19 protein-coding genes are annotated in these 23,662 nt (G+C 38.1%); 10 read left to right on the plus strand and 9 right to left on the minus strand.

Translation table 11 applies throughout. The features are described from left to right. Positions 1 to 154 precede the first annotated feature (154 nt). From phrB to dacD, 4 genes are all read right to left on the minus strand, one after another. The gene (phrB, locus tag SOI76_RS04790; protein WP_104079136.1) at positions 155 to 1,597 is read right to left on the minus strand and encodes a cryptochrome/photolyase family protein; all 1,443 of its coding nucleotides are present in this window, start codon (positions 1,595 to 1,597) and stop codon (positions 155 to 157) included. A gap of 118 nt (positions 1,598 to 1,715) precedes the next feature. After that, complete coding sequence (gene slyD, locus SOI76_RS04795; protein ID WP_002118581.1) at positions 1,716 to 2,198, minus strand: FKBP-type peptidyl-prolyl cis-trans isomerase; 483 nt, start codon at positions 2,196 to 2,198, stop codon at positions 1,716 to 1,718. Between the two features lie 135 nt (positions 2,199 to 2,333). After that, the gene (gene ndh, locus SOI76_RS04800; RefSeq protein ID WP_104079135.1) at positions 2,334 to 3,620 is read right to left on the minus strand and encodes an NAD(P)/FAD-dependent oxidoreductase; all 1,287 of its coding nucleotides are present in this window, start codon (positions 3,618 to 3,620) and stop codon (positions 2,334 to 2,336) included. Positions 3,621 to 3,717: 97 nt separating this feature from the next. Further along, positions 3,718 to 5,037 carry a D-alanyl-D-alanine carboxypeptidase PBP6B gene (gene dacD, locus SOI76_RS04805; RefSeq protein ID WP_104079134.1) on the minus strand — a complete coding sequence of 440 codons (1,320 nt, stop codon included), beginning with the start codon at positions 5,035 to 5,037 and terminating at the stop codon, positions 3,718 to 3,720. A 169-nt stretch (positions 5,038 to 5,206) separates the two neighbouring features. Between dacD and SOI76_RS04810 the strand changes: the two genes are divergently transcribed. Further along, positions 5,207 to 6,910, plus strand: a complete 1,704-nt coding sequence (locus SOI76_RS04810; protein WP_104079133.1) for a M61 family metallopeptidase — start codon at positions 5,207 to 5,209, stop codon at positions 6,908 to 6,910. A 400-nt stretch (positions 6,911 to 7,310) separates the two neighbouring features. Further along, the gene (locus tag SOI76_RS04815; protein ID WP_104079132.1) at positions 7,311 to 9,548 is read left to right on the plus strand and encodes an NADP-dependent isocitrate dehydrogenase; all 2,238 of its coding nucleotides are present in this window, start codon (positions 7,311 to 7,313) and stop codon (positions 9,546 to 9,548) included. A 115-nt stretch (positions 9,549 to 9,663) separates the two neighbouring features. Here SOI76_RS04815 and rluE read toward each other — a convergent pair whose 3' ends face one another. After that, positions 9,664 to 10,452 carry an rRNA large subunit pseudouridine synthase E gene (gene rluE, locus SOI76_RS04820; protein WP_104079131.1) on the minus strand — a complete coding sequence of 263 codons (789 nt, stop codon included), beginning with the start codon at positions 10,450 to 10,452 and terminating at the stop codon, positions 9,664 to 9,666. 196 nt (positions 10,453 to 10,648) lie between these two features. Between rluE and icd the strand changes: the two genes are divergently transcribed. Next, on the plus strand, positions 10,649 to 11,905 hold the full coding sequence (gene icd / locus SOI76_RS04825; protein WP_005067916.1) for an NADP-dependent isocitrate dehydrogenase: 1,257 nt from the start codon (positions 10,649 to 10,651) through the stop codon (positions 11,903 to 11,905). Positions 11,906 to 11,940: 35 nt separating this feature from the next. Here the strand turns inward: icd and SOI76_RS04830 are convergent, their stop codons facing one another. Further along, positions 11,941 to 12,066 (minus strand): hypothetical protein, encoded by a 126-nt coding sequence (locus tag SOI76_RS04830; protein WP_104079130.1) that lies wholly within the window; start codon positions 12,064 to 12,066, stop codon positions 11,941 to 11,943. Further along, complete coding sequence (locus SOI76_RS04835) at positions 12,063 to 13,241, minus strand: YbfB/YjiJ family MFS transporter (RefSeq protein ID WP_250621798.1); 1,179 nt, start codon at positions 13,239 to 13,241, stop codon at positions 12,063 to 12,065. Before SOI76_RS04835 ends, SOI76_RS04830 begins: the two co-directional genes overlap by 4 nt. Positions 13,242 to 13,337: 96 nt before the next feature. Here SOI76_RS04835 and oxyR point away from each other — a divergent pair, with 96 nt between their 5' ends. The 4 genes from oxyR (at position 13,338) to SOI76_RS04855 (ending at position 19,672) form a co-directional block, all read left to right on the plus strand. Further along, complete coding sequence (oxyR, locus tag SOI76_RS04840; RefSeq protein WP_104079129.1) at positions 13,338 to 14,219, plus strand: LysR family transcriptional regulator; 882 nt, start codon at positions 13,338 to 13,340, stop codon at positions 14,217 to 14,219. Positions 14,220 to 14,427: 208 nt separating this feature from the next. After that, positions 14,428 to 15,822, plus strand: a complete 1,395-nt coding sequence (gene ydjN, locus SOI76_RS04845) for an L-cystine transporter (protein WP_057074356.1) — start codon at positions 14,428 to 14,430, stop codon at positions 15,820 to 15,822. 149 nt (positions 15,823 to 15,971) lie between these two features. Then, a complete protein-coding gene (locus tag SOI76_RS04850; RefSeq protein ID WP_104079128.1) occupies positions 15,972 to 16,787 on the plus strand; it encodes a PhzF family phenazine biosynthesis protein in 816 nt (271 codons plus the stop codon). Between the two features lie 122 nt (positions 16,788 to 16,909). Further along, a complete protein-coding gene (locus tag SOI76_RS04855; protein ID WP_104079127.1) occupies positions 16,910 to 19,672 on the plus strand; it encodes a M16 family metallopeptidase in 2,763 nt (920 codons plus the stop codon). Positions 19,673 to 19,733: 61 nt separating this feature from the next. Here SOI76_RS04855 and SOI76_RS04860 read toward each other — a convergent pair whose 3' ends face one another. Next, on the minus strand, positions 19,734 to 20,117 hold the full coding sequence (locus SOI76_RS04860; RefSeq protein ID WP_002118682.1) for a DUF3144 domain-containing protein: 384 nt from the start codon (positions 20,115 to 20,117) through the stop codon (positions 19,734 to 19,736). A 107-nt stretch (positions 20,118 to 20,224) separates the two neighbouring features. On the opposite strand from SOI76_RS04860, the gene SOI76_RS04865 reads away from it, so the two are divergent. Then, a complete protein-coding gene (locus SOI76_RS04865; protein WP_104079126.1) occupies positions 20,225 to 20,857 on the plus strand; it encodes a hypothetical protein in 633 nt (210 codons plus the stop codon). Between the two features lie 35 nt (positions 20,858 to 20,892). Here SOI76_RS04865 and ygiF read toward each other — a convergent pair whose 3' ends face one another. Then, the gene (gene ygiF, locus SOI76_RS18680; RefSeq protein ID WP_104079125.1) at positions 20,893 to 22,356 is read right to left on the minus strand and encodes a CYTH and CHAD domain-containing protein; all 1,464 of its coding nucleotides are present in this window, start codon (positions 22,354 to 22,356) and stop codon (positions 20,893 to 20,895) included. Positions 22,357 to 22,521: 165 nt separating this feature from the next. On the opposite strand from ygiF, the gene SOI76_RS04885 reads away from it, so the two are divergent. After that, positions 22,522 to 22,905 (plus strand): DUF962 domain-containing protein, encoded by a 384-nt coding sequence (locus SOI76_RS04885; RefSeq protein ID WP_079284098.1) that lies wholly within the window; start codon positions 22,522 to 22,524, stop codon positions 22,903 to 22,905. Positions 22,906 to 23,020: 115 nt separating this feature from the next. Continuing rightward, the gene (thiE, locus tag SOI76_RS04890) at positions 23,021 to 23,632 is read left to right on the plus strand and encodes a thiamine phosphate synthase (RefSeq protein WP_104079124.1); all 612 of its coding nucleotides are present in this window, start codon (positions 23,021 to 23,023) and stop codon (positions 23,630 to 23,632) included. Positions 23,633 to 23,662: the final 30 nt, after the last annotated feature.

Consider the following 23,662-nt stretch of genomic DNA (forward strand, 5'->3'; position numbering starts at 1 on the left):
ACTTTTATTACTAAACTTGAGATATTACGAAGTTATTGTTGTTTATGACCTTTTTGAGTATCTATTATGTTTATTTGTAGAACAAAGTCTCAATATAGTCAAATACTGTTATTATTTTTTAATTGAAAATAAACACTTAAGACGTAATTCTTATTTAAATACTCTTGAAAGTTTCAATTGCTTTAAGGCGAGTTTCCTTTAAATCTACAATCGGTTTTGGATAATTTAACTGAGTATTCATTTTGGTCGAGTAGGGCTCATGAATGGCTTTATTATCTAGATGAGCTAATTCTTCAACCCACTGACGAATATAGTCTCCATTTGGATCAAATTTCTTTGATTGAGCAATAGGATTAAAAATTCTAAAGTAAGGTACAGCATCAGTTCCGGTAGAAGCGCACCATTGCCAGCCACCATTATTTGCTGCTAAATCCCCATCGATTAAATGCTCCATAAACCATTGTTCACCTACTCGCCAATCGATGAGCAAGTTTTTACATAAGAACATGGCAGTAATCATGCGAACACGATTATGCATCCATCCCGTTTTTAAAAGTTGACGCATTCCAGCATCAATAATCGGTATACCTGTCTGGCCCGTTTGCCATGCGGTGAGGTGCTCTGGATTATGATTCCACTTAATTTTCTGAGTGTCTTTTTTAAACGGAATATGTTTAGAAACATGGGGGAAATCAAATAAAATATGTTGATAAAATTCTCGCCAAATGAGTTCATCTAACCAAGTCTGCTGGCCTTCATTTGTCAAATGAAAGTTGCCATGTTCAGCCCTAAAAAGAGCTTGCAGGCACTGGCGGATAGACAAAATCCCAATGTTTAAGTAGGGAGAAAGTTGGCTAGTTCCTCTTACATTGGGAAAGTCACGTTCTAATTTATAATCAGATAAATGATCTTTAATAAATATGTCGAGCTGCTCTAGAGCAAAATTTTCTCCAGCTGGCCATAGATCTTCTTGATCTTTTGAAATAGAAGGATCAAAAAAAGCTTCAATATCTTCTAGAGTTAAGCTGTTTATTTTTGAAAAAGACGCTGGATAGCTACTTTGCTTTTCAGGAATTGGATAGCATTGAGGTAAACCGCTGATATCCAATTTTGAATAACAGGCTTTTTTGAATGCACCGAAAACCTGATAGGGTTGTTGTGACTGATTGCGAATAGAACGTAAAGGAAAAATTGTACGGTCATGGAATAAAAAGAGTTCTTTACCTTGCTGATTTAAAACTTCCTGTACTGTTTTATCTCTTTTTAATTCATTAACGCCGATCTCTATATTTGAATAGACATTTTCAATATTGAGCTGATTTGTCAGTTTACTCATTAAGTCAGCAATATCTTTCCAATAAGGAATGACTTGAATAATAAGTGGAATGTTAAGCTGTTCTAATTCTTTTTTGAGCTGTTGAAGCTGACGTAAATAGAAATTAATTTTTATAGGTGCGTCGTGGTGTGTTTGCCATTGTTCAGGCGATAAAATAATTAATCCAATACAAGGTCCTTGTTGAGAGGCATGCCATAAAGCAGCATGGTCTCGAACTCTTAAATCCTGACGAAACCAAATCAGCTGATTTACGTTTGACATGAAAATTGGCCCTTATAGAGTGAGGTGAGTTAAATAATTATTATCAAAATATTATATAAAAATAAATACATAAAAAAAGCAAAGCCGAAGCTTTGCTCTTATCATCTTTAAAGATGAATTAGTGGTGATGACCACCAGCACCGTGTACGTGACCGTGATCTAATTCTTCTTGAGAAGCATCACGGATTTCTACGATTTCAACTTCAAAAGTTAAATCTTGACCAGCAAGTGGGAAGTTAGCATCAACAACAACGTTGTCGCCTTCAACAGCTTTAACAGTAACGATCTGTACGCCGTCATCTGTTTGAGCTTGGAATTGCATACCAGGTTGAATGTTCTCAACACCTTGGAACATTTGAGCTGGAACTTCTTGTACTAGGTCTGGGTTGTATTCGCCATAACCTTCAGCAGCTGGAACGTTAACAGTGAATTTTTCACCAACAGTTTTACCTGTTAATGCATTTTCTAAACCAGGAATGATATTGCCTGCACCGTGCAAATAGGCAAGTGGTTCACCTTGAGATTGATCAAGTGTTTCACCCTCAGCGTTTGTTAATTTGTAGTGGAATGAAACCACGTGGTTATTTGCAATAGCAGTCATGTTTTTGATCCATTCAATCAATTGAAGCGTACATCATAAAGTGAAAAATAAATTTTGTAGACTACAAAATCTTAATCTTTGGCACTTTTTCTGATGCGTTTTTATATAAATAGGGACGAATTTAAAAAATTCAACTTAATACAGCTTAATTTTTGGACGTACACGTCTTGTAAGTAAATCTTTCATTGTGAGTAGTCCAGTCTGAGTATATCCGTGAATCGTTGCTTGATGTAAACGATATAAAGAGACATACATTGTTTTTGCAATATAGCCTTGCACACTGACATCACCAAGTAATTCTCCAACGGCTTTATGACGACTTAAAGACACGAGAGAACCTTTGTCGTTAAATGTAAACATTGGCTGTGATCGGCCATTTAGTCGAGCAGCCATAGCGTCGACTAAGAAGCTGGCCTGTTGGCTTGCAACTTGAGCACGTGGGCCAAGTGGAGGGTGTCTTGCATCAAGTTGGCAATGAGCACAGTCACCAAACGCAAATACATTTGGATCAGAATAGGTTTGCAATGTTGCATAGACCATGAGGCGGTTAATGTTATCGCGTTTAAAATCGGTAAAACTTTCTAATACCTTTGGTGCTTTTACGCCAGCGGCCCAAACGGTAATATCACTTTTGAGTTGGTTGCCATTGCTAAAGTAGATACAATGCTTATCAATTTTTTCAACGCGGTGTTGAGTTAAAATTTCAACCCCCATTTTTTTGAGTTGCCCAGCACTGTGTTCAGCAGTTTTATCACTTAGAGCAGGTAAAATACGTTCAGAAGCTTCAATCAGTGTGATTTTGACTTGGTTGGGATGAATTTTCTTTAGACCATATTTATAAAAATTTTTAGTTGTTTCAATTAATTCAGCTGCCAGCTCCACACCTGTTGCTCCCGCACCAACAATTCCAATATTTAGAGTTCGTTGATTGGGTTGATTTTGAGCTTCAATATAAAGATGTAATAAATCTTGCTGAAAAATATCGGCTTGTTTTCTACTATCAAGGAAATGGCAATTTTCACGCACACCGGTTGTATTAAAGTCATTTGATACTGAGCCAAGCGCTAAAATAAGTGTGTCATAACTTAGCTCTTGCGGATGATTTTGTTGGTCTTTAGACACCTGAGGGGGCATTAGTTCAATTAATTTTTTGTCTTTGTTTACACCAACTAATGTTCCGAGCACAAACTCGTAATGATGTTTTTCTGAGTGAGCAAAATAGTTGGTTTGTTCTTCGTGGGGATTTAAAGAGCCAGCAGCAATTTCGTGAAGCAATGGTTTCCAAATATGGGTAAGGTTTTGGTCAACCAATGTAATCTTTGCTTTACGGTTTTTCCCAAAAGTTTCACCGAGTTGTGTTGCCAGTTCTAAGCCGCCAGCACCACCACCAACAATTACAATATGATGTAAATTTTGGGTCATTTTTTCACCTAATTATTTTTCTATAAAAAAAGATGGCTAAATTATGCCATCTTTTATTAATAAAATTTATTGTGCGTCTGTGCACAATTTGATGTTTTTAGTGCGAATCTACTGGGTAGAGTTTTGCAGTACTATGTTCACTCGATGAAAAAATAGAGAAGAGGCTAGAAAACCACATTGCGATTTTTTGGAAAATATTGGCTTCTTCAATATGTACGTTATCTTCGATTTGAAGGCTACGGATTAGTTGATTATTTTGATAAATCGATACTGTTGCCAAACTTACGACTTTCATTAATGGCGCAGTTAATTGTTTTTCATTGAGCTCGATGTTTACACGGGTTTGAGTCGTTTCGAGCGGAGCAATGATTTTTGGTTGCATGTTGCTGTCGAGGACTTGGACACGTTGAGTCACATTGTCAAAAGTATTTAAGTCAATAGGTGCCGGGTCTGCATATAAAGACGTCGTTACAATGGTCGGTTGTTTTGTTTCTACCTTAAACATTTTTAAAGTCGATTTTACAACAGGTAGCTCTGCAATTAATTTCTGCTCAGGAATAATGACTTCATCACGTGTATAGGCATACGCAAGATTCATTAATTTATCTGCAATCTCAGCGCGTTTTACTGCACTCGGCGTACCTAAAACAATCACCAATAAACGTCTTTGATTTAGGTTAGATGAGAATGAAGGACGTGAAGCTGTTAAAGCCAAGTTATAACCTGCTGCCTTGGTATATCCGGTTTTTAAGCCATCTACAGATGGATCATATTTGAGCGCAAGGTTTGTCGCATGATGGAAGCGTTGGTTATAGCTAAAGCTTGGCATTTTTGAATAATGTAAATATTCAGGGGTCTGCTTAATTACAGCCTGACTTAATAAGCTAAGGTCGTGTGCTGTAGTGAAATGATCAGGCATCGTAATTCCGGCAGGATTACTAAAATGAGTATCTTTCATACCTAATGCCTGAGCTTCCTGATTCATACGTTGTACAAAATGGGGAACATCACCAGAAATTTTTTCAGCTAAGGTCACGGCTGCATCATTTGCAGACATCACGATTAAACCTGCCAATAACTGATCAACAGAAATTTGTTCACCAGCTTTAAGATACATTTGTGATTCATCCCACTGCACAACACTTACAACAGGAGTAGCAGTAATGATTTCTTCTTTTTTCAGTTTTCCAGCTTTAATCTCTTTTAAGGCAATATAGGCAACCATCATTTTAGTTAAAGACGCTGGTGCACGTTGCACATGGCTATTATGCTCAGCAATAATTTGACCCGATTGAGTATCTACAATAGTCCATGCAGCAGCTTCAACACTTTCAGGTGCAATATTGAGTAATGCAGCATTGGTTAGGGTAGTACAAAAAATACTAAAGAGGGTAAAAAGAGATAGAAAAACTTTCACGGATGACCTTAACTTCACTGGCAAATACGGGACACAGATGCACAGCATGCTATGCCTTTTTTTCGTGGAAGGCTAGTGGGAATTGTTGCCAAAAAATACATCTACGCAAGACGATACAAAAAAGTGATAATCTAATGTGAAGCCGTTCTTATTTTAAATTGAAGAATTTATGTTGCATTATCAAATTGAGTTCGATGATTACAAACAACACCTTGTTCACGTGACAATTCGTTTTTTAGCCAACCCGAATCAGGAACTTTGGTTACCAACGTGGATTCCGGGTAGTTATCTAATTCGAGAGTTCTCAAAACATATTGAATCCGTTAAAGCTTATGATGAAGCTGGACGTCTGCTGGACATTAAAAAAACGAGCAAGAATCGCTGGCGTTTATTTAATACAGACCACGAATTAATGACGATTGAATATGATGTATATGCATATGATTTGTCGGTACGTGGTGCGTATGTCGACCAGACTCGTCTATATATTAATCCAGCATGTGTATGTTTGGCTTTAGAAGGGCAAGAGCAATCTGCATGTGAAGTTGAAGTTTTCTTGCCGGATGAATTAAAGCATTTTCAGTTAGCAACAGGCTTAGCTTCAAAAAGTTTAGTTAAAGGTCGATTTACTTTAAAAGCAGATCATTATGATCAACTGATTGATAGCCCATTTGAATTAGCTGACCAAACACGCTTTAGCTTTGAAACCAATGGCATTGAACATGAGTTCGTAATTTCTGGTTCGCACAATACCAATATTGATCGCCTAAAAGCCGATATTGAAAAGATTTGTGCAGCTGAAATAAATATGTTTGGTTCAGCACCATTTAAATACTATACCTTTATGACCATGGCAACAGGTAATAGTTATGGTGGATTAGAGCATTGTAATAGCACAAGCTTGATTACACCGCGTGATGATTTGCCAAAGTTGAATGAACCAACTGAACCTTCTAAAGACTATCAACGTTTTTTAGGCTTATGTAGTCATGAATATTTTCATTCATGGTTAGTCAAGTTTATCCGTCCAGAAAACTTTGCAAACTATAATTTGCATCAAGAAGGCTACACGTCTTTATTGTGGATATTTGAGGGTTTTACTTCATATTACGATGACTTGATTTTATTACGTAGCGGTGTAATTTCTCAGAAATCTTATTTGGATCTACTTAAAGCACAAATTGACCGTTACTTGCAAAACCCAGGTCGCTTTGTTCAAACAGTTGCAGAGTCAAGTTTTGACGCGTGGATTAAATTTTATCGTCAAGATGAAAACTCAAATAATGCGGGCACCAGTTACTACAATAAAGGTTCGTTAGTTGCGTTATGTCTGGATTTAGGTTTACGTCTACGTGGTTCTAGTCTTGATGCTTTAATGCGTCAGTTATATGAAAATACTCAAAATGGTATTCAAGTAAATGAAAGAACCATTTTTGATTTATGTAAGGAACTGACGGGTGATAACTGGATTGAACAAATTAATCATTTGATTAATACCACTGATGAGTTACCACTTGATCAATTGTTCCCTGAGTTTGGTTTAAGTTATAGAGTTAAAACTGACAAATCTTTGCCACTGGGTTTGAAACTTGTTGATAAGCCAGAAGGCATACTCGTGCAAAGTGCTCGCCGTGATAGCGCAGCAGCTAAAGCGGGTATTTCTGCCAATGATGTAATTATTGCAATTGATGGTTTAAAAGCGACCACTAAACTTGTTGAGAAGTATGCAAAGCAGGGTGGTACTTATACTGTCTTTGCTTTCCGCCGTGATGAGTTACTATCTTTTGAAGTTGAATGTTCTACATCTGATTTAACTGAAGTTGAACTTGTCATTGAAGATCAGGCTAAAACTGAAAAATGGTTAAAAGCTTAAATAATAGTTAAATCGTTTATAAAAAACCGATGTTTTGTACATCGGTTTTTTATTTTTAAGTGCTACTAAAAGATGAAATCCGTTTTATCTTTGAGTTTGTTTTGAATGAAAAGTATAATAATTGTCAGAACTCTGAAAGATATCTCATGTAATTTAAGACTGTTCTATACCTAGAAGGTGGATAAAGCTATATGTATTACCTTAAGTTAGGTATAAGAATATTATCAATAGATTTGAATTATGTATTATTTCACTACGAAATGTCGTTATCACTGGATATTTCGTTGACTGGAAGACAATGAGAGCCGATACTCTCAGGGTTTTATTTAAGCATATCGGTTCGTAGGCACTGGGCCACAAGCTCGGTCCTCAACACTCAATCAAACGGAAGGGGCTATATATGGCTGGTGAAAAGTCAACTATTATTTACACACTGACTGATGAGGCGCCATTATTGGCGACCTATTCGCTACTGCCGATCATTGAGACCTTTACCAAGCCAGCTGGCATCGAGATTATTAAAAGTGACATCTCTGTAGCTGCACGTGTGCTCGCAGAATTCGCTGATTACCTAAGTGAAGAGCAAAAGGTATCTGACAACCTTGCAGAGTTAGGTCGTCTTACACAAGATCCAGATACAAACATTATCAAACTCCCGAACATTAGTGCGTCTGTTGCGCAATTAACTGCATGTATCAAAGAGCTTCAATCTAAAGGTTACGCAATTCCTGATTATCCGGAAAATCCGACGACTGAAGAAGAAAAATTAATCAAAGCTCGTTATGGTAAGTGCCTTGGTTCAGCAGTAAACCCTGTCCTTCGTGAAGGCAACTCTGACCGCCGTGCTCCTGCAGCAGTTAAAAACTACGCGAAAAAACACCCTCATTCAATGAGCGAGTGGAAACAGTGGTCACAAACTCACGTTTCACATATGGAAGAAGGTGACTTCTACCATGGTGAAAAATCAATGACACTTGATCGCGCACGTAATGTAAAAATGGAACTTATCACGAATAGTGGTAAGAGCATTGTTCTTAAGCCAAAAGTTGCGCTTCAAGAAGGTGAAATCATTGATTCAATGTTCATGAGCAAGAAAGCACTTTGTGATTTCTATGAAAAAGAACTTGATGATTGTAAAGAAGCGGGAATTTTATTCTCTTTACACGTAAAAGCGACAATGATGAAAGTTTCACACCCGATCGTTTTCGGTCACTGTGTGAAAATCTATTACAAAGAAGCTTTCGAAAAACACGGTAAGTTATTTGACGAGTTAGGCATTAACGTAAATAACGGTATGGCTGGGTTATACGAGAAAATCGAAACTCTTCCTACTTCATTACGTGAAGAAATCATTGAAGACTTACATGCTTGTCAAGAACACCGTCCTGCACTTGCAATGGTTGACTCGGCAAAAGGCATCACAAACTTCCACTCACCAAACGACATCATCGTTGATGCTTCTATGCCAGCAATGATCCGTGCCGGTGGTAAAATGTGGGGTGCTGATGGTAAGCAATACGATGCTAAAGCTGTTATGCCAGAATCAACATTTGCCCGTATTTACCAAGAAATGATCAACTTTTGTAAATGGCATGGTAACTTCGATCCGAAGACTATGGGTACAGTACCAAACGTTGGTTTGATGGCTCAAAAAGCTGAAGAATACGGTTCTCACGATAAGACTTTTGAGATTTCAGAAGCTGGTATTGCAAATATTACTGATCTTGACACTGGTGAAGTGTTATTGACTCAAAATGTTGAAGAAGGCGATATCTGGCGTATGTGTCAGGTTAAAGATGCTCCGATTCGTGACTGGGTTAAACTTGCAGTAACTCGTGCACGTAACTCTGGCATGCCTGCAATCTTCTGGCTTGACCCGTACCGTCCACACGAAAATGAATTGATCAAGAAAGTACAAAAGTACTTAAAAGATCATGACACGACTGGTCTTGATATCCAAATTATGTCTCAAGTACGTGCAATGCGTTACACACTTGAGCGCGTCGTACGTGGCCTAGACACGATTTCTGTGACTGGTAACATCTTACGTGACTACTTAACTGACTTGTTCCCAATTATGGAACTTGGTACTTCTGCAAAAATGTTGTCTATCGTTCCGCTTATGGCGGGCGGTGGTATGTACGAAACTGGTGCTGGTGGTTCAGCTCCTAAACACGTACAACAACTTGTTGAAGAAAACCACTTACGTTGGGATTCACTTGGTGAGTTCCTTGCGCTTGCAGTATCTTTAGAAGAAATGGGCATTAAAGAAAATAATGCTCGTGCTAAGTTACTTGCGAAGACACTTGATGAAGCGACTGGTAAATTGCTTGACAATGACAAGTCTCCATCACGTCGTACTGGTGAAATCGACAACCGTGGCAGCCACTTCTACTTGTCACTTTACTGGGCTGAAGCGCTTGCTGCTCAGAACGAAGATGCTGAGTTGAAAGCTAAATTTGCTCCTCTTGCTAAAGCTTTAGCTGAAAATGAAGAGAAGATTGTTGCTGAACTTGCTCAAGTACAAGGTAAACCAGCGGACATCGGTGGTTACTACGCTATCGACCCAACTAAAGTAAATGCTGTAATGCGTCCAAGTGCTACATTTAATGCAGCTCTTGCAACAGTTGAGGCTTAATTACTAACACGTTAGTAAATAGCTTAAGAGCCGGTGCATATGCACCGGTTTTTTATTGCCTAAAATAAAAGACATTAAAAAAGCCCACTGATGTGAGCTTATAAAAGATTAAATCTTATCGACCATTGCGGCCACGACCACGTGGTGCTTTAGTATTTGGACGAGTTGTACCATTGGTCTTACGACGTGGTTTCTCGCTTTCATCCATTTGCCAAATACGTTTCGTACCAGACTTTTTCGCAGAACCATCTTTATTTTTGCGAACCATTGGCTTGCCCCCTGTACCGCCTGGTTTTTTCACATATGAACGTGAGCGATAAGGCTGTTCAGCTGGCACATCTTTAAAGTCAGGGTAGAGTAATGGTTCAATTTCTTTAACATCACCTGGTTTTAAGCCAAGTTGCACTAAGTCAATTGAGCCAATTTTAGTACGAATTAAACGTAAAGTTGGAAAACCTACCGCAGAAGTCATACGACGAACTTGACGGTTACGGCCTTCGCAAATTGAAATCTCGATCCAAGATGTTGGAATATTTGCACGAAAACGTACTGGCGGATTACGTTCCCATAACCATTCAGGTTCACTGACTTTAATGGCTTTGGCAGGAAGCGTCATACCATCATTCAGTTCTACACCTTTACGAAGTTGCTCAAGCGCTTCTTCGGTTACATCGCCATCAACTTGAACTAAATACGTTTTGTATTTTTTATTTGCAGGGTTGGTAATGAACTGATTCAGACCACCATGATCGGTTAAAAAAACTAAACCCTCAGAGTCCATATCAAGACGGCCTGCTAAGCGCAAAGTCGGGTCATCAACAAAGTCAGAGACGGTCATATGTGCTTCGTCTTTACGAAACTGGGAGAGAACGTCATAAGGCTTGTTGAGAATCACAATTTTCATAAAAAATGGCTTCTTCTTTCAAATAACTAGAGAAAACATTGAGCTATATTTAAGTGCGAAATTTGCTTATTTCTCACATAAATCTCAAAAAGAATTAAATTCGATTAAGCTATTATGCGTTAATAAAAGTTGAAAGTATTGTTTATCGATAATTATTTTTAGTTATTTAAGTATTATAAAAGGGAGAATCTACACAATGGGTTATCAGAAGATCGTGGTTCCTGCCGATGGCGACAAAATCAAAGTAAATGCAGACCTATCACTGAACGTACCAAATCATCCAATTATTCCTTTCATTGAGGGTGATGGTATTGGTGTAGATATTACACCAACCATGAAAGCAGTCGTAGATGCTGCTATTTTAAAAGCTTACGGTGGCAAACGCTCAATCGAATGGATGGAAGTGTATTGCGGCGAAAAAGCCAATAAAATTTATGGCAACTATATGCCTGAAGAAACTTTTGAAGCACTTCGCGAATTTGTTGTATCAATCAAAGGTCCTTTAACCACACCAGTAGGTGGAGGCATTCGTTCACTCAACGTTGCTTTGCGCCAAGAATTAGATCTATATGTTTGCGTACGTCCAGTGCGTTGGTTTGAAGGCGTTCCATCACCCGTTCAACACCCAGAATTAACTGATATGGTGATTTTTCGAGAAAATTCGGAAGATATCTATGCCGGTATTGAATGGAAAGCTGATTCTGAAGAAGCCAAAAAAGTGATTAAATTCCTTCAAGAAGAAATGGGTGTCACAAAAATTCGTTTCCCTGAAGGATGTGGTATTGGAATTAAACCAGTTTCAAAAGAAGGAACACAGCGTTTAGTCCGTAAAGCCATTCAGTTCGCAATTGAAAATGACAAACCTTCTGTGACGCTGGTTCACAAGGGTAATATTATGAAATACACCGAAGGCGCATTTAAAGAGTGGGGCTATGAGTTGGCTCTGGATCGTTTCGGTGGAGAACTGATTGATGGTGGTCCATGGGTTAAAATTAAAAACCCTAGAACTGGTAAAGACATCATTATCAAAGATGTCATTGCAGATGCGTTTTTACAACAGATCCTGATGCGTCCAGCCGATTACTCGGTTATTGCTACTCTAAATTTAAACGGTGATTATATTTCTGATGCTTTAGCAGCAGAAGTAGGCGGTATTGGTATTGCACCGGGTGCAAATATTGGTGGTGCAATTGCAGTGTATGAAGCGACTCATGGCACCGCACCTAAATATGCAGGTCAGGATAAAGTAAATCCTGGTTCTATTATTCTTTCTGCGGAAATGATGCTGCGTGATATGGGTTGGACAGAGGCTGCTGATCTGATCATTAAAGGAATTTCTGGGGCGATTGCTGCCAAAACTGTAACTTATGATTTTGAGCGACTAATGCCGGGTGCAACCTTGTTACGTTGTTCTGAATTTGGTGATGCCATTATCAAACATATGGGAGAGTAATCTTCTATTAAAAAGCCCTCGGTTGAGGGCTTTTTTTATTGCATAAATTCGGAATGCTTCGGAGTTTTAATAAAACCAGTTTTCTTTTGATAACTTTGGTCTAGGGCTTGAATAATAAGAACGAAAGCAACTAGAAATAAAGGAAAGAGCAGAGTTTTCATGATTTGGTTTCTCCGAGAGTTGAGGTGAAAGAAGGGCGTACAGGCAGTAAAAGGCAAACTGCAAAGAGAAGAACGATTCCACCTAAAAGAAAGAGTTGGGCATGAGACCAATGCAAATGATGCAAAGTACTAATGACAACACCACCTAAAAGTTGGGTACTAGCAAACCCAAGGGTGGCAAGGCTCCAGAGCTTTTGATAACGTTGCTCATAAATCTGTAGCAAACTATAAGAACTAATAAATACGGTTGCGGGAGTCAGTAAGCCTGTCAGAAGTGAAGATAAGGCTAGTAAAGAAGCGGTATGTGAAAGGAAAGGCAAAACAACGGCTAAGCAGTAAATGGTATATAACCATTTAATGGCCTGTAGATAACCGATTAGTCGGCTTAAGCAATAAGCGACAAGTGCACCAATACAGCTTCCCGCTCCATAGAGAACCCAAAATAGATTTCTTTGCTGTAGGGGGAAATGCAGAGTTCCAGATAAATAATCCATCCAAAACAAAGAATGTGGAATATAGGCAAAGGCACTACACATATAGGCAATAATAATGACAAGGCCTAAACGTGATTTTTGTAAGGCTTGTATAGTGGTCGATTGCGGCTTAATAATCTGGGCAGTATTACGACTTAATAATCGATAAAGAGTTAAGCTTCCTAATAGAGAAAGACCCGCGAAAATATTCCAAACATAATGTATGGGCATATTTTTAAGTAAAGGAATAATAATAGTGGCGGATAAAACGCCGACACCAATCCCGCTAAATCCTAAAAAGTTAACTTTTAATCTTTGCGTGGTGGGAATGTATTTCATTGCAAAGCTAGGCGCCAAAATCATAAGTAAGCCGCCAGCAATACCTGAAATCGTACGCCAGACAATGAACCACACCAGAGGCATATCCATGAATGAACAGCAGAGTAGGCTAAGGCTCCCCGCTATAGCCGACAATACAATCATGGGTGGGATGTACTTTTCTTTAATACTTAAGAGCGCTAATAAGGCACCAATGAGATATCCCAATAAATTTGCACTGCCTAAGAAACTGGCAAAATCGTGAGTCCAGTGATACTGCTCGATCATGATGGGCATGAGCGCAGTATAGGAAAATCTAAAAACACCAATTCCCAAACAAGTTGCCAAAAAGACAACTGAGCTCATTCGATAAAAAGTAGACATGAGAAGACGCTCAATTTTTTTATTATTAAAAACGAGTTTATCAATCATTAAAAATGATTTAATATGATTGTGATTATCTTGTTTTGAGATAGTGGTATGTTACTTAAGTCTCTAGAGTTTTTTTTAGCGGTTGCAGAAAGTGGAAGTTTCTCATTAGCTGCACAAAAAACGTATACGGTTCAATCGAATATCACGAGCCATATAAAAAAACTTGAAGAAGAGTTGGGGGTTATTTTATTCAATCGTAATAACCCAGTGACCTTAACGAATGCCGGACAACAGCTGCATAGTTATGCTGTTCAAATGATTGCGCTACATAATAAAGCTAAAAAAATCTTTCAAGAGGGTGATATTGATCCGAATGAAACCATTCGTTTGGGCAGTATGGAAACGACAGCAGCAATACGTCTACCTCAATTACTCAATCAATGTATGCAGCAATATCCAAATTTACCGATTGAGTTACAAACCCACCCGACACGATATTTACTAAGCGCTGTGCAGCAAGGAGAGGTCGATTGTGCTTTCGTTGCTTCTAAATATGTGATTCCAGAGTTATATAGTTTACCTGTGTGGCACGAAGAGCTGGTTTTGGTTTGTCCAAAGCAACAAGTGAGCTTTCCAGACAAGGCAACTCTTGCAAAGACCAGATTTATTGCATTTCGGCAGGGTTGCTCATATCGACATGCCATAGAGCTTTTCTTGAATGATTTTAGTGTTCCGCCTTCACAAATCATGGAAATGGGAAGTCTTGACGGAATCGTGAGTTGTGTGGAGTTGGGTGTTGGTTTCGCCTTATTACCGAAGTCATATCTCACAAAAGTTGCAGATAAAGTTTCAGTCAATTGTTTTGGATTAAATACGGAATCTGCTTTTTTTACTACCTACTTGGTTGCTCAGTTACCAGAAACCTGGGGAACCAATTTAAAGCAGTTTATTCGTTTTATTGAGCAACAATTTGAATTAAAGGTTGCTTAAGTAGAGGCTGATTTTTATACATAAATATCTTACGTAATTTATAAATTAAAAGTGATATATATGTATTTAAAAGTCATTTTATATTCTCACGCAGGTTTGTAAGCATCTTGATGCTATAAAATTGTGGAAAAGGGTAGTTTATATAGGCCGGCTATGGTCAAATATGCCCCCTTGAAAGATGACACAAGCAATAATTTGGAGTTTGGGAATGAATATACCCTTAATCATCAATATTGTGGTTTTTGTCGGGTTAATATTTTTACTCGCCCAAACACGTAAAACAGACTGGAGCTTATCAAAAAAAGTTTTGGCTGGCTTAGTTCTAGGTGTAGTGTTTGGTTTAGGACTACATTTGATTTATGGCGGTGGCCATCCGATTCTTGCTGAATCTATTAGCTGGTTTAATATCGTTGGAAACGGCTATGTAAAACTTTTACAAATGGTTGTTATGCCTTTGGTATTTGTGTCTATTTTGGGAGCGGTTGCAAAATTACATCAAGCCTCATCTTTAGGCAAAATCAGTTTTTATACAATCGGCACTTTACTCTTTACAACGCTGATTGCTGCACTGGTAGGTGTATTTGTTACTAACCTATTTGGCTTAACGGCAAAAGGTTTAGTGCAAGGTGCGGCTGAAACTGCACGCTTAACTGCCATTAATACAGATTATGTAGGCAAAGTTACCGATTTAAGTGTACCGCAATTTATTCTTTCCTTTATTCCAAGTAATCCATTTGCTGAATTAACTGGTGCAAACCCAACTTCAATTATTAGTGTGGTTATTTTTGCTGTCTTTTTAGGGATAGCAGCGCTTAACTTAATGAAAGATGATGCAGAGAAAGGCCAACGTATTCTGACTGCAATTCAGACGTTGCAGTCTTGGGTAATGAAGCTTGTTCGTCTCGTGATGACACTTACGCCATATGGTGTATTTGCGCTTATGACAAAAGTTGTGGCAAGTTCAAACGTCGCAGATATTTTAAACCTTGGTGGTTTCTTGGTGGCATCTTATTTAGGTTTAGCCATCATGTTTGTTGTGCATGCCATTATCTTGACCCTGACAGGTGTTTCTCCACTTAAATTCTTCAAAAAAGTTGCTCCTGTTTTGACGTTTGCATTTACCAGTCGTTCAAGCGCTGCAAGTATTCCACTGAGCATTGAAACCCAAACTCGTCGTTTAGGTATTCCTGAATCTATTGCGAGTTTCTCTGCTTCTTTTGGTGCCACCATTGGTCAAAATGGCTGTGCGGGTTTGTATCCTGCAATGCTCGCGGTAATGGTTGCACCTACAATGGGTATTAACACCTTAGACCCAATGTGGATTGCATCGTTAGTCGGTATTGTGACCTTAAGTTCAATTGGGGTTGCAGGAGTAGGTGGTGGTGCGACTTTCGCTGCACTGATTGTGCTTCCTGCCATGGGTTTACCTGTAACTTTGGTTGCACTTCTTATTTCAATTGAACCACTCATTGATATGGGACGTACTGCATTAAACGTAAATGGTTCAATGACTGCTGGGGTTGTTACGAGCCAATTGATGGGGCAGACTGATAAAGAAATATTAAACAATGAAGATGAAATTGAGTTAACTCAACATCATTAAAAATCAATAAAAAAACGGCTCTCTATTCTGGATGAGCCGTTTTTTTATATGCTTAAATTACCCCTGTGATGTTAATTTTTAAAAAACTGTATCTGTTTTTCTTTTAAATAATTTTCGAAAATGGACCTATTACAAAAGAGAGCACTATCATGAAAATGTATCAAGTCGATGCTTTTACAAAAGAGTTGTTTCGCGGCAATCCTGCGGCTGTGATTGTTGAAAAAGAGTGGCTAGATGCAGATTTAATGCAGAAGATAGCACTTGAAAATAATTTGTCTGAAACTGCTTTTGTAAAAATCATAGACGCTGAAAATTATGAAATACGTTGGTTTACGCCAACGGTTGAAGCCGATTTTTGTGGTCATGCCACTCTTGCTAGTGCTTTTGTAATATTTAAAGATTTTACTGATAAAAAGACCATTAATTTTCATGTTCGAAACTTAGGTCTTTTTATCGTTCATCAAGATGAAGATGACAAAATCAGAATGAATTTTCCAATTCGCAAAGCTCATCAAGTCGAAGATTATCCGGCTGTTTTACGTCAAGCTTTAACAAAACCTTTTAAAGCGGTTTATCAAAATGTTCAAGCTTACATTGTTGAATATGAATCAGTGCAAGACGTGTTAGATGAGCAGCCTGACATGAACTTACTTAAAGCCTTAGATAAACGGACTGCGATTACCACTGCAGGGATGGATGTTGCAATCACCTCAAAAGCCGATCAACAATATGATTGTGTATCGCGTTATTTTGCACCTGTCGCGGGCATTGAGGAAGATCCAGTTACGGGTTCAATTCATACGGCAATAGCGCCATTATGGGCAGAGAAACTCACTAAAAATAATATTATTGCTTATCAGGCTTCTAGCCGTGGAGGCGTTTTATATTGCAATGTCCTGAATCAGGAACGTATTGAAGTTTCAGGGTATGGGAAGCTTTATATGCAAGCTGAAATTTTTCCTTAAAATATAAGGCCGTTTAAATAAACGGCTTTTTTTTCAAAACTTTACTATGAAAGTTAGTTCAAATTTCCTACTATAGTCCCACAACTATTGATTTTTTATTATTCAAATTAATTGGTATTTATATGTTTATGCAGTTTAAACAACTGACACTCTCCCTATGTATTCTTGGTTTAAGTGCTGCGTCTTGGGCACAAACTACACTAGTAAAAAGTAAGCAAAATATTGAGGAATATAAATTAGATAATGGTTTTCGGATTGTGCTTGCACCGAATGACAAAGAAAATAAAATCTTTATTAATACCATTTATTTAACAGGTTCATTAAATGACCCGCAAGGTAAAAGTGGCTTAGCTCATTTGCTTGAGCACTTGGCTTTTAAGGGGACACAAAATGTTAAAGGGGAAGAATTCCAGCGTCGTTTAGATCAATATACATTGATGACAAACGCCAGCACTGATTATTATTCAACAAAATATACCAATATCGTTCGTCCAGAAAAAACCGCGCTTGATCAGGTACTGTATCTTGAATCTGAGCGTATGGATAAATTAGTTCTTCAAGAAAAGTTTGTTCCTTCCGAGATTGAAATTGTAAAGCGTGAACGCGAAGTCCGCATGGATCAGCCTTTTGCTGTGCTGATGGATCAAATGTGGAAGTCAGCCTACGGTAATCAATATTTAGGACGTTTACCGATTGGTGATTTGCCTGAGCTTAAATCTATTAAGATGCCTGAATTGAACCAGTTCTATCGTAGCTGGTATGCACCCAATAATGCGGTTATGGTGATTTCAGGTAAGTTTGATAAGACGGATGTCTTAAAAACAATTGATCAATATTTTAGTCCTATTGCGGCACGAGAGGTTCCAAAGCCTGTACAGATTCCTGTGCTTGACTCTACAAAAATAAAAAATCGTCAGTTTATGGTGAAAAAGGGCAGTGATCTGGCTAAATTCCATATCTATATGAATGGTAAAAATACAAAAATTCAGCCAACACTCGCTTTAGCCCCTTTGTTATATACCATGCAGCCAAGTGGTCACCTATACCAAAATATGGTGGAAACAGGTATTACCACAAATGTTGAAGCTAGTACTTGGTTAGACCAAGATTTTAATGTGGTGTTTCTAGGCGCCATTTATTCACCAAGTAATGACCCTAAAAAAGTTGAAAGTTCTTTGTTAGCAGGCATTGAAAAAGGGAAGCCATTTGCTGAAGTTGAATTAAATCGTGTTAAAAGTTTAATGAAAACTCAAGGTGATCTAATCACGAAAGATGCGGTAGCACTGGGGTCACGTTTAAGTGATTACACCGTCGCTGGCGGGCAATGGGATCAATATTTTAAAGATTTAGATTCTGTAGAAAAAGTTAAGCTAGATGATGTGAATCAAACTTTAAAACAGTTCCTTGTGGCTGATCATCGTATTGATGGCGATATTTTGCCAACATCTGAAGACCAGAAAAAAGCGCAACAGCAAAATTCAAAAGAGACACCTAAAACTCTAGATCAGGTCGAAGCAAAGGCCGAGCCTTTAAAAGATCCTAAGGTATATCAACAAGAAGTTGCTGAGTTTTTAAAAACTTCTAAGCAATATGTTGAAAGCAATGAGAAAAAGATCATCCGTGGAAAACTGAAAAATGGAATGAAGTATGCTTTATTCCCAGTTGAAACACGCGATGATCGTACTTATGCAACAATTACGATGGACTTCGGAACAGAAAAATCTTTATTTAATAAAGGTACAGTAGTTGATCTAACCTCATACTTATTGCTCCGTGGTTCTGATAAATACAGTTTGCAAGATATTGCCGATAAATCAATTGATGCAGGCGGCGCGGCTTACGCAAGTGCTGACGGCAATGGCATGACCATTAATATTCAGTCTAAATCAGAAAAATTTGATGAGTTTTTCAAGTTTGTTCTTGATGTGATGAAAAATCCGAAATTTGAACAATCTCAATTTGATTTAATTAAATCGCAAAGCTTATCAAGCCTAGATCGTCCTTATACCGAGCCAGATGTGGTGGCGGGTTTAACACTTTCACGTTTACTTGAAGAATATCAACCAGGTGATTTGCGTTATCACTTCGAACCTGAACTGGCAAAACAGCAGTTGAAAAACGCAACTCAAGAGCAAGTGAAAGAGTTATATGAGCGTTTCTTTGCAATGAACCATGCTCAAATTGCCATTACAGGCGAATTTGATGCGAAAAAGATGCAGAAATTACTGAATCAGGAATTTGGTCATTGGAACGGTAAACAGCCATATCAAAAAATCTTGATTGATCACGTAGATTTTCCAGCACAACAAGTTCATGTTTTATCTGAGCAGCGTGAATTTGGTAGCTACCAAAGTGTGCTTTCAATTCCAGTTGGGAAAAACCATCCAGATGCATCTGCTCTCATTTTGATGAACTATATTTTAGGGGAATCTCAAATTTCATCACGTTTGGCTCAAGAGCTTCGTGAGAAAAATGCGCTAGTCTATGGTTTTGGGAGTGGGCTGCAACTTGATCGTGACACGAATGTAGGAGCTTTGAGTATTAGTGCAAATTATACTTCGGGTCGCTCAGCACAAGTGTCTGCATCAATACACAAAGTGTTAAATGACTTGGTTAAAAATGGGGTAACTGAGCAAGAGCTTGAAGCTGCTAAAGCAGATATTATGAAGAAACGAGTTACGGCATTAGAAGATGAGCGTAATATTCATGGCATGTTAAATCTACAGCTTGAAACAAACAAAACATTGCAAGACCGAATTCGTCATGATCAAGAGTTAACTAAATTGACTGTTGCTGACGTTAACAGAGTAATTAAGAAGTATATTAAACCTGAACATTTGGTCGAAGTGATGGCTGATCAATATGGTCAGGCAGCAAAAAAATAAAATCTTACCGCAAATAAAAAGCCACTGAATTGTGGCTTTTTATTTGGATCTTTAAATTATATTAATGATCATGTTTATGCGCGTGAAAATCTTCATTTTTACGGAAACGTAAATAATTTTCGAATTGTTCACAATATTCATCGAAGTTATCTTCAAGCATCATCTGAAATTGCTGAAGAAGGTAAGACATAACCTGATCTTTCGCATCACGCATTTCATTACCATCTTTAAAGTTATTTGCTGCTACCCATGTATTGAAACGGGCAGTAGCAAATAACATTGCAGCACTCACTTGACCACGTAGCTCAGCCGGATCAACTTTTTTATCTTTTGGCGGGCGACAAAAATCATTAGCCTGTTTAATAAATTCATCCGCACGCTCAAAGAAAACAGCATTTAACGCTTCTTCTTCAGTAATATCTGTTGCATTAATCTTTTGAGACATGACTTATTCCCGCAAAAATAGAGCTGCTTATTATAGGCAAACGCTTGCGGAAACAAAACCTTTGACTTAGTCTGTAAATAGCCTAAGTATTGGTAGGAGAGACTAATATGCAAGATGCAATTGCTATTCAAAGTTTAAAGACAGATATTGCTTTATTACGCCAGCATGTTTTCCCACCTCAATATTTAGAGCATGTTGAAGGACTGCCGATTTATTATGGCTTGCAAGAAGAAGTCGAAAATTATTATCTCCAATGGCAAGGTCTAATTGAAAGGGCACAAGAACTTTTTCAGCCATTTATGGAAGATGAATTACCAGATGCTATTCATTTACCAAGTCATTTAAATTTACCGCTATTCTTTTTTCACGTAGACCGAATTCGCATTAATAAAACACGCGCAAAAGAATCTAAAACTTTCCGCGGTGTTGCGAGTCTGATTGAAAAATGCGGGCAGTTTGAAACAGATCAAATATTTACGATGCAAGAATGGTTGCAAAGTGATGATACCGCGGCTCTGGTTGCTCACCGTGAATTCATCGATTTAAGAACCTATGTATTCCAGCATGGACAAAGCGAATATACACGTTCACGGTTTTATACCAATGGGATTGTGCTAGGGGTTGAGCCGCATTTTAAACTGGTCGATGCTCGTGATAAACCAAGAAAGCAGCGCAGCGATAGCTATAGTGATCCGTTAGCAGATAACGGCGTATGGAAAGTATTTGGTAAATACCGTTAAAAAGTCGCTGCACGTTTACAGCGACTTTATATAAATTACCAGAAAGTTTCAGCCTGACTAAAAGTTTGTAAAGCTTTTGCTGAGCGCTTTTGTAGGTGAGGCTGTTTGGCTTTTACCCAGCCTAGAGCAAACCAAAAAGACGGATCTTGTTCAATCACATTGTTAAAAATACCTTCTGCAATAAACAAATCGTTATATTGACCTAGGGTATTTTGCACAGGTTGTAGCTGTTTTAAATATTGCTGTACTTTTTTATTTGGATAAAGACTCGAAATAAACTCAACACAATAACGTAACTGCTTAGCTTGCTTTCTTATTTTGTGTTGTTCAGTCACTTCAAGCTCAGAGAAGTATTCAGCATTATTAATCACTTTATGATGTAACTTATCTAAACTCTTTTTAATGTGTTTTTTTAATCCACCTGTTTTGCTGTCTGAATCTTCTTCTGAATAAGCAAATGCTAATAAATCGAGTAATAGCTTAATTGTGTCCGCAGAGGTAAAGAGTATTGAGAGTTCTTTTGAGGGCTGAACTGAAACGGGTAGTAAAAGCTCAGGTGAACCATGTTTTTGAATGACAGGTAACACCTCGGTGCGAATAGCATCTTCATCACGAGTGTCGCCAAGCTTACGGAAAAGTTCGGCAATTTTTTCTTCCCAAACAGGATTTAGCTCGCTTGACCAGCCAGAAAAATGCTTCAGTGCACTACGTAAACGGCGCAAACTCACACGTGCCTGATGGATATGCTCAGCTTCGGCAACTCCATCAGCAATGACAGCCATATTTGGTAAAAATTGTCCTAAACAGTTTTCAACAATCTTTTTTAAAGCCTGCTCAGCAGTAATATCTTTATTTAATGACAGAGCTTTAGCATGAACAGCAGGTGAGGCAGCTTGCCCTAATGCCAATAAATTACCACGCTCAGCTTTACTTCTTACATCGAGCCAAAGTGAGTAACGATTAATCCATTGTTGAGCAAATTGAATAAGTGTTTTAACTGCACCTTGTTTAAGTTCGAACTCAACTTCACAAATTACACTTTGTGCATCTGCTGTTTTTACGACACCGTCATCGAGACAGACTTCAATAACTGTATTGTCTGCTTCAAATACATGATAAGTACGCTGTACATCCGTCTCAAATTGCAAACTTAACTTTTCAGCTTCTTTACCTAGAGCTGTATTAATTAAATCAATTATGACTTTATTATCTTGATACAACTCAAGGTTTAAGTCAGGTTCTTGCTCATACTTACCTAAATGAATTTCTTCTTCAACACGGTGGAGATGGCTTTGACCTGCGGCTTTAAATGTTTGTACCCATTGATCATCTTCTTTACGCAGACGTAAGGCCATACCATTTTTTGCGAGTAATCGATCAGGAGTATCGTAATACTTTGCCTGTAAGTGAATGTTCTTTGCTTTGTGTTTTTTTAAATATTGCTGGACAGTTTTTTTCTTCGATTCAGGTAACTGAAACTTTAGTTCGACTTCGACCATAATATATCTCCCTGAATCAGGTATTTAGACTATCTTGAATAAGTATAATAGCTTAGCGTTAAAAATAATGATTTTGATAGAGAAAGTTACAATCAAACATATGACGCTACACTTTTATTTAGGTGTACAATCAGGTGACGTTTTGATCAAATAAAAATCAGGAAGATGATCGTGAATGCACCAGTAAACTTTAGCCATGAAGCTCAGCCAGAGTTTGAATTGCCGATTAAAAACTATCAGGAATTTTATCGTTTTTATTTAACTGAACACCGTAACATCATGAGCAGACGCTTACACGTGGTGGGCAGTAGCATTGGTCTATACTTTTTTTCAAAAGCAGTCCGTAAGAAGCAAGCCAAATATGTGCTCTATGGTTTGGTAGCGGGTTATGCAAATGCTTGGGTTGGACATTTTGTGTTTGAAAAAAATAAGCCTGCCAGTTTTAAACAACCTTTCTATAGCTTTATTTCTGATTGGCGAATGTTGTCTGATGTTGCACGTGGCCGTTTGAGTTTGGTTGACCGTAAGTTTGATAAAATTCCGAGCTAATTTTTATATCTATTCTAAATATACCGATTGGTACTGGTAAGCCTATATCAATCGGTACTTATGATGACTTATAAATCCGTTATACTAGCGAAGTTTTTTAAAGCGAGAGTAGAGTATGCGCGGTTTATACCTCATTACCAATGATGACCCAATCCAATTATTATTAGAAAAATTAGACACCGCACTCGCAACCCGTCAAATCGCAATTTTACAGTACCGCCGTAAAAAAGTTGACAAAGCCGACCAGCCTGCTGAAGTTGAACAGATCAAACAATTATGTGAAAAATATCAGGTTCCTTTTGTCATTAATGATGACCTAAAACTGGCTGCTCAGTTTGGTTTAAGTGTGCATTTAGGTCAAAGCGATGGTGAAATCACCGATGCAAAATCGCAGTTACCAGAAGGTGTCATTATTGGCCGTACTTGCTTAAATTCATTAGAACTTGCCCAAAAAGCAATTACAGATGGCGCGACTTATATTGCATTTGGTGCGGTCTATGCGACTTCTACAAAACCTGAAGCAGGTAATGTGGGGATCGAAGTAATTAAGCAGGCAGCAGCTCAATATGATGTACCAATTTGTGCGATTGGTGGTTTAACTGTTGAAAACTCAAAACCTGTGATTGAGGCAGGGGCTGACCTGTGTGCAGTCATTAGTGATATATTAGGTCGATCAACTGCTGAAATTCCTGCCCGTGTACAGGCGTGGGCACAATTATTTTCTTAAGCTTTCAAAATTATTTTTTAGATATTTAAG

This window comes from Acinetobacter pittii (genome assembly GCF_034064985.1).
Taxonomy (GTDB): Bacteria; Pseudomonadota; Gammaproteobacteria; order Pseudomonadales; family Moraxellaceae; genus Acinetobacter; species Acinetobacter pittii_H.